The organism is Rhizobium sp. 01T437, assembly GCF_056398505.1.
The window spans coordinates 256,202-271,324 of sequence record NZ_JBFTPM010000007.1 but is presented as its reverse complement, the minus strand read 5'-3'; the positions used below and the strand labels follow the sequence as shown (position 1 = coordinate 271,324).

17 protein-coding genes are annotated in these 15,123 nt (G+C 61.2%); 3 read left to right on the top strand and 14 right to left on the bottom strand.

The genetic code is table 11. The annotated features are described in order from the left end of the window. Positions 1-3: 3 nt before the first annotated feature. The 7 genes from AC1DM5_RS17320 to gndA form a co-directional block, all read right to left on the bottom strand. Positions 4-387 (bottom strand): hypothetical protein, encoded by a 384-nt coding sequence (locus AC1DM5_RS17320; protein WP_477819347.1) that lies wholly within the window; start codon positions 385-387, stop codon positions 4-6. A 148-nt stretch (positions 388-535) separates the two neighbouring features. Next, positions 536-1,366, bottom strand: a complete 831-nt coding sequence (gene ppk2 / locus AC1DM5_RS17315; RefSeq protein WP_477819348.1) for a polyphosphate kinase 2 — start codon at positions 1,364-1,366, stop codon at positions 536-538. A gap of 18 nt (positions 1,367-1,384) precedes the next feature. Further along, positions 1,385-3,121 (bottom strand): SulP family inorganic anion transporter, encoded by a 1,737-nt coding sequence (locus AC1DM5_RS17310; protein ID WP_477975323.1) that lies wholly within the window; start codon positions 3,119-3,121, stop codon positions 1,385-1,387. Between the two features lie 223 nt (positions 3,122-3,344). Beyond that, positions 3,345-3,809: a histidine kinase gene (locus AC1DM5_RS17305; RefSeq protein ID WP_477819350.1), complete on the bottom strand. Its 465-nt coding sequence runs from the start codon at positions 3,807-3,809 to the stop codon at positions 3,345-3,347. 359 nt (positions 3,810-4,168) lie between these two features. After that, positions 4,169-4,867 carry a lysozyme inhibitor LprI family protein gene (locus AC1DM5_RS17300; RefSeq protein WP_477819351.1) on the bottom strand — a complete coding sequence of 233 codons (699 nt, stop codon included), beginning with the start codon at positions 4,865-4,867 and terminating at the stop codon, positions 4,169-4,171. Positions 4,868-4,986: 119 nt separating this feature from the next. Next, the gene (locus AC1DM5_RS17295) at positions 4,987-5,385 is read right to left on the bottom strand and encodes a VOC family protein (RefSeq protein ID WP_477819352.1); all 399 of its coding nucleotides are present in this window, start codon (positions 5,383-5,385) and stop codon (positions 4,987-4,989) included. Between the two features lie 95 nt (positions 5,386-5,480). Continuing rightward, complete coding sequence (gndA, locus tag AC1DM5_RS17290) at positions 5,481-6,911, bottom strand: NADP-dependent phosphogluconate dehydrogenase (RefSeq protein WP_477819353.1); 1,431 nt, start codon at positions 6,909-6,911, stop codon at positions 5,481-5,483. 155 nt (positions 6,912-7,066) lie between these two features. Between gndA and AC1DM5_RS17285 the strand changes: the two genes are divergently transcribed. The 3 genes from AC1DM5_RS17285 to AC1DM5_RS17275 all read left to right on the top strand — a co-directional run bounded on the left by AC1DM5_RS17285 (position 7,067) and on the right by AC1DM5_RS17275 (position 8,678). Then, the gene (locus tag AC1DM5_RS17285; RefSeq protein WP_477819354.1) at positions 7,067-7,852 is read left to right on the top strand and encodes a DUF6597 domain-containing transcriptional factor; all 786 of its coding nucleotides are present in this window, start codon (positions 7,067-7,069) and stop codon (positions 7,850-7,852) included. Positions 7,853-7,915: 63 nt separating this feature from the next. Further along, on the top strand, positions 7,916-8,314 hold the full coding sequence (locus AC1DM5_RS17280; RefSeq protein WP_477975321.1) for an SRPBCC family protein: 399 nt from the start codon (positions 7,916-7,918) through the stop codon (positions 8,312-8,314). Position 8,315: 1 nt separating this feature from the next. After that, entirely contained in the window at positions 8,316-8,678 is a 363-nt protein-coding gene (locus AC1DM5_RS17275; RefSeq protein WP_477819356.1) for a VOC family protein, read from the top strand. A gap of 3 nt (positions 8,679-8,681) precedes the next feature. Here AC1DM5_RS17275 and AC1DM5_RS17270 read toward each other — a convergent pair whose 3' ends face one another. The 7 genes from AC1DM5_RS17270 to AC1DM5_RS17240 all read right to left on the bottom strand — a co-directional run bounded on the left by AC1DM5_RS17270 (position 8,682) and on the right by AC1DM5_RS17240 (position 15,107). After that, complete coding sequence (locus AC1DM5_RS17270; protein WP_477819357.1) at positions 8,682-9,386, bottom strand: PAS domain-containing protein; 705 nt, start codon at positions 9,384-9,386, stop codon at positions 8,682-8,684. A 199-nt stretch (positions 9,387-9,585) separates the two neighbouring features. Then, entirely contained in the window at positions 9,586-10,521 is a 936-nt protein-coding gene (locus AC1DM5_RS17265; protein WP_477819358.1) for a lipid A biosynthesis lauroyl acyltransferase, read from the bottom strand. A gap of 4 nt (positions 10,522-10,525) precedes the next feature. Continuing rightward, the gene (locus tag AC1DM5_RS17260; protein WP_477819359.1) at positions 10,526-11,554 is read right to left on the bottom strand and encodes a zinc-binding dehydrogenase; all 1,029 of its coding nucleotides are present in this window, start codon (positions 11,552-11,554) and stop codon (positions 10,526-10,528) included. Positions 11,555-11,714: 160 nt separating this feature from the next. After that, a complete protein-coding gene (locus AC1DM5_RS17255) occupies positions 11,715-13,001 on the bottom strand; it encodes a beta-ketoacyl-ACP synthase (RefSeq protein ID WP_477975319.1) in 1,287 nt (428 codons plus the stop codon). A gap of 12 nt (positions 13,002-13,013) precedes the next feature. After that, on the bottom strand, positions 13,014-14,219 hold the full coding sequence (locus AC1DM5_RS17250; RefSeq protein WP_477819361.1) for a beta-ketoacyl-ACP synthase: 1,206 nt from the start codon (positions 14,217-14,219) through the stop codon (positions 13,014-13,016). After that, positions 14,216-14,713, bottom strand: coding sequence for a 3-hydroxyacyl-ACP dehydratase FabZ family protein (locus AC1DM5_RS17245; RefSeq protein WP_477819362.1), 498 nt, complete (start codon positions 14,711-14,713; stop codon positions 14,216-14,218). The genes AC1DM5_RS17250 and AC1DM5_RS17245 overlap by 4 nt, the downstream gene beginning before the upstream one ends. 115 nt (positions 14,714-14,828) lie before the next feature. Further along, positions 14,829-15,107: an acyl carrier protein gene (locus AC1DM5_RS17240; RefSeq protein WP_007814022.1), complete on the bottom strand. Its 279-nt coding sequence runs from the start codon at positions 15,105-15,107 to the stop codon at positions 14,829-14,831. Positions 15,108-15,123 lie beyond the last annotated feature (16 nt).

Sequence of the window (15,123 nt, the reverse complement as noted above, 5' to 3'; positions counted from 1 at the left end):
CTGCTAGTGCCCCAGATCGCGCGCCTGTCCCGACGCTCGCAGCTCTTCAAGTGTTTTGCCGAGGCAAGTTCCCCCGACTGGTTCGCCGAGAGCCTTGGCGGTACCGCCCACGGTTATGGTTCCGGCAAGCCTGCTTGGGTTGACATAGGTGGCCACGCCCTTGGAATCCGATCTCGCGAAATAGAAGGCCTGATGCAAACCTTTGTATTCGCAGGTTATGACAACAGGGAATTGTTCCAATGGCTCGGCCGCATGAGCGCCCGGCAAGGCCCATCCCGGCAAGCATAGACCGACGAACGGGAGAATGAGGGCGATTGCGAGACAAGCCCCGGGGCGCATCACCGCTGATTTGATGCACATTACACGGACGATCGACAGATCGCTCATCACAGCACTCCTTTTGATTGACGGCATCATCCCGGACAGGCCAACATGGCTACATGTTCGATAGCGGTCGCCGTTCACGGTAAGAGGATCTCAGTTCGGATCGCGGTTCACGACCGCGGTGGCGAGATATCCCTGCGCGTTGCGATCATCACGCCTCCTTGGCAGCCACATCCGGCACCACATGACGCACCGCGTGGTCCTCGACGTAATCGCTTGGCCGCTTCTGTCGCTTTCCAAGGTCCGGCTCGTCGAACTTCACCTTCTCGTAGGGGATCGACTCCAGGATGTGCGAGATGCAGTTGATGCGCGCGCGTTTCTTGTCGTCTGACGGCACGATCCACCACGGCGCATGACGGCTATCCGTTGCACGGATCATCTCGTCATAGGCGCGCGAGTAATCCCACCAACGCCGATACGACTCTATATCCATGGGGCTGAGTTTCCACTGCCGCAACGGGTCCTCGATCCGCCGCTTGAAGCGTTTGTCCTGCTCTTCCTCGCTGACGGTCAGGAAGTATTTCAGCATGATGACGCCGCTTTCGACGATGGAGGCTTCAAAACCGGGAGCCAATTCGAGAAAGCGTCTGGCCTGTTTCTCCGAGCAGAATCCCATCACCCGGTCGACGCCGGGGCGGTTGTACCAGCTGCGGTCGAAGATGACGATTTCGCCGGCGGCGGGCAGATGGGCAATATAGCGCTGGATGTAGATCTGCGACTTTTCGCGATCGGTCGGCGCCGGCAGCGCGATCACGCGAAAGACCCGTGGGCTGACGCGCTCGGTAATGCGCTTGATCATCCCGCCCTTGCCGGCTGCATCCCGGCCCTCGAAGATGATGACAACGCGCGCGCCCGATTTCTTCACCCAGGCCTGCAGATGCGCGAGTTCGACCTGAAGCTTGCCGAGCTCCTTCTCGTAGTTCCAGGGTTTCTTGTTTTTCTTTCCTCCCGCTTGCGCGGGTTCAGTGTGCATTTTGTCCATCACGTCCTCCTTGCCCTGTCAGGGTGCTCCACGCAGTGATCCTGCATCTGAAACCTCGGCCAAAGGCTGCTCGCCGCCCTGGCGGCCAGCCGCACGCAGCGCGTCTTCCGTATCATCGAAGAGTTTCTCCACACCGATATGGCCGACGACTTCGGCGCGCCCCAGCAGCGCCGTACATTCGGCATTCAGGTGAGCGACGCCGAAGCTCATGCCCCGCGCGGCAAGATCCGCCGGCAGCACATCGAGCGCGGCGGCACCGGTGCTGTCGATATGGGCAATTGCGCTGGCATCCAGGATGAACCAGCGCGTATCAGCAGGCAGGCCCGCGATGACGGCGCGAAGCCGCGTGCGGACATAATCGGCATTGTAAAAGAGCAGATTGCCCTGGACGAGACAGATGGCGACACCTGGCACGCCCCGAGCCTGCGCAAAGCGCTGCATATCGTAAAAGCCGTCGCGTCCGGCAATGCGGCCGAGAAGCGTGTCGCGCGGAAACATCGTCTTGTGCAGGAGATAGACGAGCGTTGCCGATATCGCGACGATGACGCCGTTCAGCACGCCGAAGCTGATGGCCCCGAACATGGCTATCAGCGCGAAGACGAACTCCATGTGGCTGATGCGCCATATCCTCTTGAGTTCGGCAATGTCGATCAGGCTGATGGCGGCGGCTGCTAGGATCGCCGCCAGCGCCGGGATCGGCAGGATGCGCAGCGCGCTATGCAGGAATACCAGCGCGGCCATCAGCGTGGCGGCAGAAACGAGCCCTGCTGCCTGCGATTTGCCGCCGGCGGAAAGATTGATCGCGGTCCGCGAGTCCGAAACGCTGACGGGAAACGAGCCGAACAGGCCGGGCGCGATATTTGCCGCACCCAGGCCGATCAGCTCCTGGTTCGCGTCGACCTCCTCCCCGGTGCGGCCTCCGAAGCTGCGGGCGGCAACGATGCCCGCCCCGAAACTGACCAGGAAGACGGCCGCCGAGCCGAGCACGATCCTGTCCATCGGCATTTGCGAGAAGGCATGGAGGGAAAATGACGGCAGGCCGGTCGGGATATCACCGACGACGTTGATGCCGGCGCCCTCGAAATTGAAAATGGCCGACAGCAGTACCGAAACGACGACGACGATGACAGGTCCCGGGATCGGCAGGCGCGTGGCTTTGACGATCCACAACAGCGCGAACATGGCAAGGCCGAGCAGCAGCGATGGCCAATGGATCGAGGCGCTCTTGCGAAGGATCTCGGCAACGGGCTGCAGCAGACCTTCGGACTCGATACGCACCCCGGTAAAGCGGCCGATCTGTCCGACAAGGATGGAAATCGACACGCCGGCAAAGAAGCCGACGAGAATCGGACGGGACAGAAAGCTTGCGAGCACGCCGAGCCGCAGCAGCCGCGCCGCGAAATAGAAGACGCCGACGCCGAGCGCCAGAGCGGACGCGATTACCACGGGATCGACGGGCGCAGCGGCCGGCTGGGCGGCAATGACGGCTGCCATGGCAGCTGCGAGAACCGCCATGGTCGCAGCATCCGGCCCGACCACTAGCAGCCGTGATGGTCCAAACAGGGCATAGGCGATGGGCGCGACGATACTGGCATAGAGTCCGGTTTCCGGCGGCAGGCCTGCGATGGCGGGATAAGCTATTGCGCTCGGCAGGCCGACAGCGGCGATTGACAGGCCTGCCGGAATATCGCTCCGCAGCCAGTTCGCGTGAAACCCACTCAGCCCCCTCAGTATCGGCACGTGAATGTTTGCCATCCTGCCGTCCCCTTACAAATTCTGCTCACGAACAACCGTCAGCCTGTGCTGCTCGCCGTTTGCGATCACCGGACGCTGCTCCCTGCGTCGAGGCTCGCAAACGGCGACCGGAGCGTGTCAAAGCACCGGAGAGGCAAGGTCATATGCCTGGAGCACAGAGCGCCCAGGAAACGGCTGGTGAATTGTGCTCTCGGCACGACGAGGCTGTAGATTGTCCGTCTGTTTACTGCTTGGGCTTCTCGGATTCCCAATTGAGGAAAAAGCCGACATCGCCCGGCATGCCGCTTGGAAAATTGACGACGACAGCCTTCAGCTTATAGCCCTGCGGGCGCCCGTATTTCTCGTAGCGCTCGTAGAATTCCTTGGCTTTTCCTTGCAGCGTTTCCGGCCAGTTATCAGCACCGTTGTTGATTGCACGACCGCTGTCGGTGCAGAAATCGGACGAAAACTGGTAGACCAGCGCTTCGTTCTTGCCGTCCCTGAGAGCGTTATCGACCAATCGTCGAACGATCTGAATTTCGTTCTCGGTGACATGCTTGAAGAGAAAATCATTGACCTTGTCGAAGTGACTTTTCTCCTTCGCCTCCACCGCTCGCGTTGCCTTTTGCTTCAGGGCGTCCTGAAGGTCGCGCAGATCCTGCGCGCTTGGCGGCATCTCGTTAGGGTCAAAGCCTTTCCTGTCCGACATCCCATTTCTCCCCCTAGGTTCAACGGAACGACACAACGCCACGCAAATAGTCCTTGATGGAACTAGTCAAAACGTCGGGAATAGCTACCGCCTCTTGAACAGTTGCCCGCCGACGCAAGAGGAATTTCCTGATGAGGACTATTTGCAAGCGCTTGATACTCAGATCAACGCTCGATGACATTGCTGCCGATGCCTGCATGCACTTCAAAAGAAGGCTAATGCCCAATGGTACTGCTTGTTCAGATCGATGGCAATGAGCGCGACAATGCCACCAGCGCAAAGTGGCAGCCGAGTTCGCCGGCAATGAACCTCATGCCTGCGCTTTTAAGAATCCGTGTCGCTCGCGCGTGCCGGCCGCCTCAACCGCCGCATTTGTGCTGAGCGTCGGGCAGGATCCAGCTTTCCTTCGTTCTGCCATTGGTGGCGAGGAAGAGCCGGCCATTCTCATCGGACTTGCAGTCGCGATCGATCTCGACGAGGCATAGGGTCACGGGATCGCCGGGCTTGGAGCGGATCAGCGCCTCCTCGCGGCTATACGAGACCTGATAGCCGTCATTGGCATAATCGATGCCCGTGCCGGCGTTGAAATCCTCGTCGGTGGCAGGCGCGTCGCCGGTATCGAGACGCGGATGGACTTCAAGGATTGTGGTGGCTGCGCATCCCCCGACCTTCGTGGGGATTTCCGAAGCCTTCGGCGCGTGGCCGCCGGTCAGGGACATCGCTGAAATGCCCTGCATGAAGCCGCTCTTATCAGGCGAGATTTCCCAGAGGACCGCGAGATAGGCGCTGAGGATGCAGGCCCGGTCACTGCCGCAATCATGCCGGTCGGCCAGGAAATTGCGGGCCGAGTGAATGATATCGTCATCCGGATGCGTCTTCCGTACCGCGCCATAGCGCGCGTTGAAGACGTCGTCGAGGTATGAGAGCTGGGTATCACCGCAGACGATCTTCTCGTCAGTGCTCAAGGCCCGGGTGCAGTCGAAGCCGGCGGCCTGTGCGACTGTGGAAAGGAGGATGCCGAGGCAGAAGGCGATGAGGAAGCTGGAAATGAATCGCATGATGGCTTCTCGTTGTGTGGCATCGCTCTAATGTTGATCTTGTATTCCACGGCATGACGTCAGCAGAAACACACCGGATATCCGCCAGCGTGGCTCTACTCCGAACGACCCGCCAGCCCTCACCCCACCTGATTGAAAACCGCCTCGATACGATACCCATCGGGATCGATCACAAAGGCAGCAAAGTAATTCGGCCCATAATGCGGCCTGAGCCCCGGCGCACCATTATCGACGCCACCGTGGGCAAGCGCTGCGGCGTGAAAATCAATGACCGACTGCCGATCCGGCGCGGCAAAGGCGAGGTGGAAGCCTGCACCCGGCGCACCCTGCCCCGCCTCGACCGATTTGATCGCCAGCTTGTCGCCACCGCCGGGCACACCATAGCCGACGGCCTGTTCGGCCTCGCCGGGGCGGATATCTTCCCAGACGCGGACATAGCCGAGCGGGCGGAAGATGGCATCGTAGAACCGGGCCGAATGTTCGATGTCGGTCACCCCGAAGGATGCATGGTGGAGCATTTATCGGACCTCCCGATTGCAATCAGCCGCTTTGCGGCAGGATAACAAAGAGCCCGGCGTAATGGCCGGGCTTTTCAACTCTATTCTCGCCGATCTCAGAAGGTCGATGCACCGCTGCCCCAGGGGCCGTGGTGGAAGTCCTTGCCGTCGAGGCGGTCGAAGCCGTGGGCGCCGAAGAAGTCGCGCTGCGCCTGGATGAGGTTGGCAGTGCCGCGGCCCTGGCGGTAAGCGTCGAAATAGCTGAGCGCCGAGGTCAGCGCCGGAACCGGCAGGCCGGCGGCAAGGGCTGCGGTCACGACGCGGCGCAGCGCCGGGATCGATTCCTTGACCATGCCCGAGAAGGCGGGCGTAACGATGAGGTTAGCCGCATCAGGCGCGTCGGTAAACGCCTTGGTGATCTCGTCGAGGAACTGCGAGCGGATGATGCAGCCGGCGCGCCAGATACGGGCGATCGTCGGCATCGGCAGCGACCAGTTGAACTCCTTCGAGGCTTCCGCCATGACGGCAAAGCCCTGCGCATAGGCGCCGATCTTGCCGGCAAACAGCGCCAGTTCCAGATCCTTGTTGAAGTCGGGGCCGTAGGCGATCGGGAAGGCCGCACCGAGATCGCCGAAGATCTTTTCGGCGGCGACGCGCTGGTCCTTCATCGACGACAGGCTGCGGGCAGCAACGGCGGCTTCGATGCCGGTTGCCGGAATGCCCATGTTCTGCGCTTCGATCGCCGACCACTTGCCGGTGCCCTTCTGGCCGGCCTTGTCGAGGATCATGTCGACCATCGGCGTCTTGGAGATCGGGTCGGTGGCCGAAAGTACCTTCTCGGAGATTTCGATCAGGTAGGAGTTCAGCCGGCCCTTGTTCCACTCGCCGAAAATGCCGGAGATTTCCGAAGCGCTCTTGCCGAGACCGTCGCGCAGGATGCCGTAGATTTCGGCGATCATCTGCATGTCGGCATATTCGATGCCGTTATGGATGGTCTTGACGAAGTGGCCTGCGCCGTCATTGCCGAGCCAGGCAACGCACGGATCGCCATCATACTTGGCGGCGATCGAGGTCAGAACCTTTTCGACACGCTTCCAGGACTCTTCCTTACCGCCGACCATGATCGACGGGCCATGGCGCGCACCTTCCTCACCGCCCGAAACGCCCATGCCGATGAAGGTCAGGCCGGTATCCTTGAGGCGGTCGAAGCGGGCGACCGTGTCGCGGAAATTGGCGTTGCCGGCATCGATCATGATGTCGTTCTTTTCCAGATGCGGGCGCAGCGCCTCCATCTGCTGGTCGACCGGCTCACCAGCCTTGATCATGATGATGATCGGACGCGGCGGGCGGATCGCCTCGACGAACTCCTCGATCGTCTTGCAGGGAATGATCTGCTTCTTGAGATCGCCGGCGCTCTCGTAGAATTCATCCGTTTTTTCAGGCGTGCGGTTGAAAACCGCAATCTTGTTGCCCTTTTCCGCAATGTTGAGAGCCAGGTTGGAACCCATGACGGCGAGGCCGATCAGTCCGATTTCTGCCTTTTCCACGACAAACCTCCGATGAGTGAAATGGTGCGATGTTGTGGCACTCTCTCGGCCAAACGGCAAGGTCGAAGACCGCGATTCGGGTCGAAAAAAGGCTGTCGGAACAGGCTTTTCGAATGGCCGGGGGAGCACCATATGCATAGGTTTGGGAGGCCGGAATGACTGCCACCGCAGCGAGGCAAAGCGATATCGGGCCGCTGCTCGCAAAGAGAGCCGGGCGCTACCGCGAATACGCGCCCTCGCCTGTACTCGCCCCGCATTTCCGCTGCCTCTGGTCGCATGAGATTCGAACCGCAAGCCCGGTCGCCATCGTCCCTGATGGCTATTGCGACCTGCTTTTCGCGGACGGCCGCCTCTTCGTTGTCGGGCCGGACCGCACGGCCGCCTTCCCGCCGATGACGCCTGGGATGCGCATTATCGGCGCGCGTTTTGCACCGGGCGCCGGCGCCGCCTGGCTGAAGCTGCCTCTGTCAGAGATCACCGGCCTCTCCATTCCCCTGAGCGATCTCGCGCCTGAGAAGTCTGCCCTCCTCGAACCGTGCCTGTCCGACTGTCCGGATGAGGCTGCCGCCCTCTCGCTCTTCGCCACCCTGTTGAGTGAACTGGCAAGGAAAGAAGCGGAGCCGGACCCCGAGGCTCGCCTGATCTTTGCCGCTGCTGACCATGGATCGGGCCGTATCGGCGACCTGCAGCAGAGGCTCGATATCGGCGAACGGCAATTGCGCCGCCGCGCCCACCACCATTTCGGCTATGGCATCAAGACGCTGGAACGCATCCGCCGGCTGCAGCGTTTCATGGCCTTGTGCCGCGCAAGTGAGCCCCTCTCCCTTGCCGCCCTCGCCCTTGAAGCCGGTTTTTCCGATCAGGCCCATATGACGCGCGAAATCGGCGACCTGACGACACTGACGCCTTCAGCCATGCTCGCTCAATTGACGACCCGCTGACCGTTTTGTTCAAGACGGTCCGTGCCGGCCTGCTAATCTGACGCAACGCAAAAGGACAGACCGATGAACACAATGCCCGCCCGCATCGTCCATATCACGATCAAAAGAGACTGGCGCGATGTCTATGATTTCGCCGGCCGGCCGGAGAACATGCCGCTCTGGGCCTCCGGCCTTGCGAGCGGCCTGGAACCCGATGGCGAGGACTGGATCGCCCACGGCCCGCTCGGCAGTGTCCGCGTGAGCTTCGTGCCGCCGAACGAATTCGGCGTCATCGACCATACCGTCACCATCGAATCCGGCCTGCGCGTCTATAACGCGCTGCGCATCGTGCCGAATGGCGATGGCTGCGAGGTGATGTTCACGCTGCTGCGCCTGCCCGGCATGACCGACGAACAATTCGCCGCCGATGCTGCCCATGTGCAGAAGGATCTGGCGGCTCTGAAATCGATGATGGAGAAATAAGATGGCCAGCAACGACGCTGAAAATGACCGCCGCATCGACTATGTCGAGTTTAACGTCGCCGATATTGGTGCGGCAAAATCCTTCTACGGCGCGGCCTTCGGCTGGCGCTTCACCGATTACGGGGAGAACTACTGCGAGTTCGACGACGGAAGGCTGAAAGGCGGCTTCACCAATCTCGGCCCGGTGCGTGCCGCAGGCGGCCCGCTCGTCATCCTCTATGCCGAAAAGCTGGAAGACGTGCTCGCAAGCGTCGAAAAGGCCGGCGGCACCATAGCTAAACCGATCACGCCCTTCCCCGGCGGCCGGCGCTTCCATTTCGTCGACAAGGACGGCTACGAACTCGCCGTCTGGAGCAAGAACTGAAGTTCAGGCGTCCGCCGTTGCCGTGGTGCCGAGATTCTGGATGGTGATGAGCGCCCCGATCACCTTCTTCGCTGCGTCATGCAACGGCACCATGCGGCAGCGATTGTGCCGCTCATCCCGCGCGTAGGTGTAATCCGCCGACAGGCCGTCGAAGCAGGCGTCGAGCTTTTCCTTCACCTCGCTGGCAAAGCGCTCCTCGCCGATGAACTCGACGATATGGCGGCCGATGAGCTGCATGGCATTCTTGCCGAGGTGGGCGCAATTGACGGGATTGGAATAGAGGTAGCGGTAATCCTTCGTCAGCACCGCCACGCGGTCCGGCAGCGTCTGCAGGATCGCCGCATTGAGGAACTGGCCGTTATCGGTATCGGGAATATAGGCGGGCGGTTGCCTGAGCTTCACGTCCACCGGCAGCGGCACGCGCCAGTCCGGCGCATGGGCGCCGAAATAGCGGTCGAGCAGATAGGAGAGCACTGCGGAATATTGCGTCACGAAAGCCGCGTCATCGGCATCCTGCGCGATGAGGTAGCTTACAAACTGAAGTTGCATATAGACTTCGATGAGGCTGGACGCCCTGCATGAGAGGATCGCCTCGACCAGCGGCTGGATATCGCGGTCGAGCGCCTCCACACGCCCATCATCCCCTAGCCTTATCGCTTCCTCTATCTGCGCGCAGCGCAAGGAAAAGGCCCTGAACAGCTCAAGCAAGATACCCCCAATATCCATTTCCTGAGAAACGTTCCGAAACCGGTCGAGGCCTATGCTTAATGAAAGACTACGCCCTGCGGTAGGTGCTTTTCGCGCCCTAGTAGAGACGCGTAACATGAACCGTGCTCATTTTCAACCGAACCGGACCTGTCGCTTTTCACCGATTATAAATCAGGAGCAAAATCTTACAGGCAGAATCTTACAGACTGACGGAACGCTTGATATCCCAGCGGTCGTGATACCAGAGCCATTGGGCCGGATATTCGCGCACCCAGCTCTCCACCTTGTCGTTCATCATCTGTGCCGTGGCGGGAAGATCCAGATTGCCCTTCTCGTCGCGCGGCATCTCCATCTTCGGCTCGATCTCCAGGCGGTAGCGATTGCCGGGCAGACGGATGCAGCGGGCCGGATAGACCTCGCAATTGAACTGGCGCACCAGCTTCGGCAGCAGCGGATTGGTCTTGGTTTCCAGGTCGAAGAACGTCGTCTTCAACCCGCGGCTGAACTTCTGGTCGACGAGTACGCCAACGCCCTGCCCCGCTTCCAGCTGACGGGCGAGCGCAAAGGAGGAGCCGGCATGCGAAGGCACGAGCTTGCCCATGCGGCCGCTGCGGAAATCGAAGACCTTCTGCGCCACATAAGGATTGTTCGGCGGGCGGAAGAGCACTGTCACGCTGAGACCGAAGGCATTGCCCGCAACCGGCAGCAGCTCGAAATTGCCGGTATGGCCGGTAAAGACGATGAAGGGGCGCGGATTGTCGCGCAGCTCCAGGAAGATCGGAATGCCTGAGACTTCCACCCTGCCCGGCTCGGCCCGTTCAGGATCGAAATCGAAGAGCTGGTCGAGGAAGACATATTCGGCCGCAAGCCGGCCCATATTGCCCCAGCTTTCGAGCGCGATTTCCTCAAGCTCCGCATCGCTCCTTTCCGGAAAGGCCCGGCGCAGATTGTAGAGCATCAGCTTGTGGCGCTTCAGCCGCCGGCCGATCTGGCGCGTCATCCAGTCGGCAAAGCGCATGGCGCCGTCGGCCGGAAAAAGCTTCAGGAAGTTCAGGAAGCCGAACATCAGCTGCGCCACCAGCCATTGCTGGAAACGCCTGAGCGCCAGAACGATCCTGGTGATGAAAAGCTTCACTCAGTCAGTCCATCTTCAGGATGATCTTGCCGAAGATCTGACGGGTTTCCATGCGTTCCAGTGCGCGGTCGATATCGTCGAAGCTGACTTCCGTATCGATGACGGGATGAACGAGGCCGCGGCCCATCTTCTGCATGGCATCGGCCATGTTCTCCATGCGGCAGCCGAAGGAGCCGAAGAGCTTCAGCTGCTGCTGGAAGAGCATCATCAGGTTCATCTCGGTCGAAACACCCGAGGTCGAGCCGCAGGTGACGAGACGACCGCCACGCTTCATACAGAGCATCGAGCCTGCCCAGGTATCCTTGCCCACATGTTCGAAGACGACGTCGACGCCCTTCTTCTTGGTGAGCTTGCGCACCACGCCTTCGAAGCGGTCGGTGCGGTAGTTGATGACGTGATCGGCGCCGAGCGCCCTGGCCTTCTCGATCTTGTCGTCGGAGCCGACAGTCGTGATCACGGTGCAGCCGATCTTCTTGGCAAGCTGGATCGCCGCCGTGCCGATGCCGGAACCGCCGGCATGGACAAGGATCGTCTCACCGGGCTCGAGCTTGGCATTGTCGAAGAGCATGTGCTCGACCGTGCCGAAGGTGACGGGCGCAAGGGCCGCACCGATGGCATCGACACCGGGAGGGGCCGGAACCAGGAGACGCGCCGGCAGGTTCACCTTCTCCTGCGCGAAGCCATCGAGATGGAAGCCGTGTACGCCCGAGACATGTTCGCAGAGATTGTCGCGGCCTTCGCGGCACGGACGGCAGAGGCCGCAGGTGCGCGCGCCATAGATCGACACGAGCTGGCCGGGCAGAACGTTGGCGACACCGGGGCCGATCGCTTCGACGACGCCGGAGGCTTCCGCACCGATGACGAGCGGCATCTTGCGCTTGGCGAATGCCATGCCGCGCCAGCCCCAGACATCGATATGGTTCAGCGCGACCGCCTTGACGCGCAGTGTCACTTCGCCCGCACCGGGAGCGTCCGGTTCCGGCAGGTCGGTGATCTCAAGCTTGCGGTCATCGATCAGTTGCAAAGCGCGCATGGCAAAACCTCTCGCCTTCAAGGCGTTTTTATTATCTCAAAGCATGTCGCGCAAAAGTGTGCAGCGGTTTTGCGGCGACGACATGCGTAAAAACAAAGACCAAAAGCGTGTCAAGCGAATCCTGGGGATCGCGACACGCTTTAGATTTGTCGGGAACCGCTTAAGCCGGTTCGAGCGCCATGACAAGGCTGGCATTCTGTCCGCCGAAGCCGAAAGAGTTGGAAAGCACGGCCGAAACCTGGGCTTCCCGCTTCCTGTTCGGCACGACGTCAAGAACGATCGACGGATCCGGGTTGTTGTAGTTGATCGTCGGCGGCAGCGTGCCAGTCAGCATCGTCTGCAGCGAGAAGACCGCCTCGACCGCACCGGCTGCCGTCAGCGTATGGCCGATCATCGACTTGTTGGACGACACCGGAATGCCGACCAGCTTCTCGCCGAAGACGGCGGACATGGAGCCATATTCCATCTTGTCGTTTTCAGGCGTCGAGGTGCCGTGCGCATTGATATAGCCGATATCGTCCTCGCTCATGCCGGCATCGGCAAGGGCTGCGCGGATCGTCGCGATCGCCGGGCCGCCATCGGGCGAAGAGCGCGTGCGGTGGAAGCTGTCGGCCTTGTCGCCCGCACCCTTCATGATGCCGTGCACCTTGGCGCCGCGGGCAATTGCCGATTCCAGGGATTCCAGCACCAGCGTCGCCGCGCCTTCGGCGATGACGAAACCGTCGCGATCCTTGCTGAACGGCTTGGAAGCCTTGGTCGGCGGATCGTTCTGGGTAGAGAGAGCAGACAGCAGCGAGAAGCGGATCAGCGCTTCCGCACTCAGCGAACCGTCGGTCGCAACCGTCAGCGCCCGGTCGGTGCGGCCCTGGCGGATCGCCTCGATGCCGAGCTGGATTGCCGTCACACCCGATGCACAGGCCGTCGACAGCGTGACCGGCAGGCCGCGCGTGCCGAACCGGTCGGACAATCGCTCCGAAATCGCGCCGAAGAGGGCCGCCTCATGGAAGGCCGGATCGGGACGCTGGCGCATGGCAGCGAGGAACCGCTCATAGGCATCGCCCGGATGGTCGGCGGCCGGCGAACGGTCGGCAAGCTCGAAACGGGCGCTCCATTCCGGCTCGATCGGCGGTGCGGCCAGGAACAGCGGACCATTGAAATCGCCGGAAATACCGGCATCGGCAAGCGCTTCGATGGTCGTCTCGCGCGCAAAGGCATAGGAGCGCTCGACGGCGTTCGGCACCGGGATGTCGATGAAATCGACCGTGCCGGCAATGCGCGTCGAAAGGCCGTCCGTCGGGAAGCGGGTGATGTCGTGAATGCCCGATGTGCCTGAGGAAAGGGCTGCCCAGTTATCCTTGAGGCCCTGGCCGAGCGAGGTGATGATACCCATGCCGGTGACCGCAACGATCGGACGGCCGAGATGATCCCTGTAAGCGGACGCTGTCATTTCAGTCACTCCTCACGCTTCTGCGGAAAGAACGGCAACGCCTTCGCCGCGCTGATGTCCGACGGTGGTTACGACGGCAGCCTTGGTGCCTGATTTCATCGGCGCTTCGTTCGCGGCATCGAAAGGCGGAACCTTGGCCTTGGCGTCGATCGCAAGCGCTGCAAGCGCAAGGCCGAGCGTGAACTGCGCCTCGATCGTGTGGCCGGAAACGCCGCTGAAGCCGCGGATCGCGGCACCCGGAAGCTGATGTTCCAGCACTGCCTTTTCACGGGCGGCAAGCTCATGCATGCCGGTCGAGCCGGAGAAGATCGCCGTGGTTTCGGGGGCCAGATCGGCAGCGGGTTTCAGCAGCCGCTCCATGCGCACTTCGAAATTGCCTGCAGCGCGATTGCCGCGGTCGCCTTCGACGGCACCAATTGTCGCGTAGATATGCGCGCCACGCTCTTCAGCATGCTTGCGCGATTCCAGCACCAGGAAGGCACCGGCAGACCCCGTGATCATGCCGCCGCCCTCGAGGCCGGAGCGCGACCAAAGCGGCGCCCACTCACCGCGCGTATGCGCGCCGATTGCTTCCGTCAGCAGGATCATATCCGGGCGTTCGGCCGCAAAGGCGCCGCCAACAAGCGCATGGGTGGATTCACCTGACTTGATGCGCCAGAAGGCCGTCTCGACGGCGGAAACGCCGGAGGCTTCCTCACCCATGAAAGTGCGCGAGGAGCCGGTGACCTTGTGAACGATGGAAATATTGCCGGCGAGCAGGTTGGAAAGCTGTGCCAGAAACAGCGTCGGACGCAGCTCTGTCGTCAGCTTCTCATTGAGCAGCAGCTCGCGGTCGTTGCGCTTCAGGCCCTCGTCGACGATCAGCGTATCGACATTGATGTCGCGCTCGCCGCCGCCGGCCGCCACGATCATGTCCATCGTACCGCAGGCTTCCAGATCATCCTTGAAACCGGCATCGTCGAGCGCCAGACCGGCGGTGAAGACGCCGATGCGCTGCCAGTTTTCCATCTGGCGCTGGTCACCGCGCTTGGCGATCTGCTGCGACCAGTCGATCTCAGGAAGCGGATGGACTGGATAGGGCTTGAACTTCTCGGTCTCGATAACGGTCGCAGGTGCGGCATCGGCAGTCAGGATCGCCAGATGCGCATCCTTGCCGACACCCTGACAGGTCACGATGCCGACGCCTGATATCACGACGTCATTGGCGGCCTTGCTCATTCACTCACCCCCTGGGCCTTCGCCCGCTGCGCAGCGATGGCGTCCATCAGGCCCACCTCTTCCGCACGTTTCTTCACGATATCGCCGAGCGGAATTTCGCTGAACGGCATGGTGCGCAGTTTCAGCTGCGCATCGCAGACCTTCTTGCCGCCGCTGGTGATCTTTGCCTTGGTGACGGCAAAACCGGAGCCGTCATGTTCGAGGAAAGCCTCGATGTCGAGCACCGCTTCCGGCTCGACGAAGGTGCGCATCTTGGCGCCATCGACCGACATCAGGAAGGGCATCGACGTAAAATCGGTGGCGACCAGCACCAGCATGCCTGATGCCTGCGCCATGGTTTCGATGAGAAGCACGCCAGGGACGAGCGGCATTCCTGGAAAATGCCCCTCGAAAACGGGGCTCTTGGCCGGCACGACCGAGCGCGCAACGAGCGTGCGCTTCTCAAGGTCCACCGCCTCGACGCGGTCAATCATCTGGAAATATTCCAGCAGCATCAGACTTCTCCGGCGCGACGCGCAATAAGCCCGTCGGAAGGCCTACTTAGGAACAAAACCGCCCGGCCGCCATATCAATGGCGGCAGGGCGTGAAAAAAAGATGATGATGTTGCTTCAAGCCTTGGCGGCGCGCAGCTCGTCGATCTTGGCACAGAGGTTCTTCAGCACGAAGTATTCTTCGGTGGAAACCTTGCCTTCGTTGACTTCCTGCGTCCACTTTTCGAGCGGAATCTTGATGCCGAATTCCTTGTCGATGGCGAAAACGATATCGAGGAAGTCGAGGCTGTCGATACCGAGGTCGTCGATCGTGTGGCTTTCCGGCGTGATCGTTGCGCGGTCGATCTCGCTGGTTTCAGCAATGATGTCGGCAACTTTATCGAATGTAGCGGTCACTCGCTCTACCTCTTGG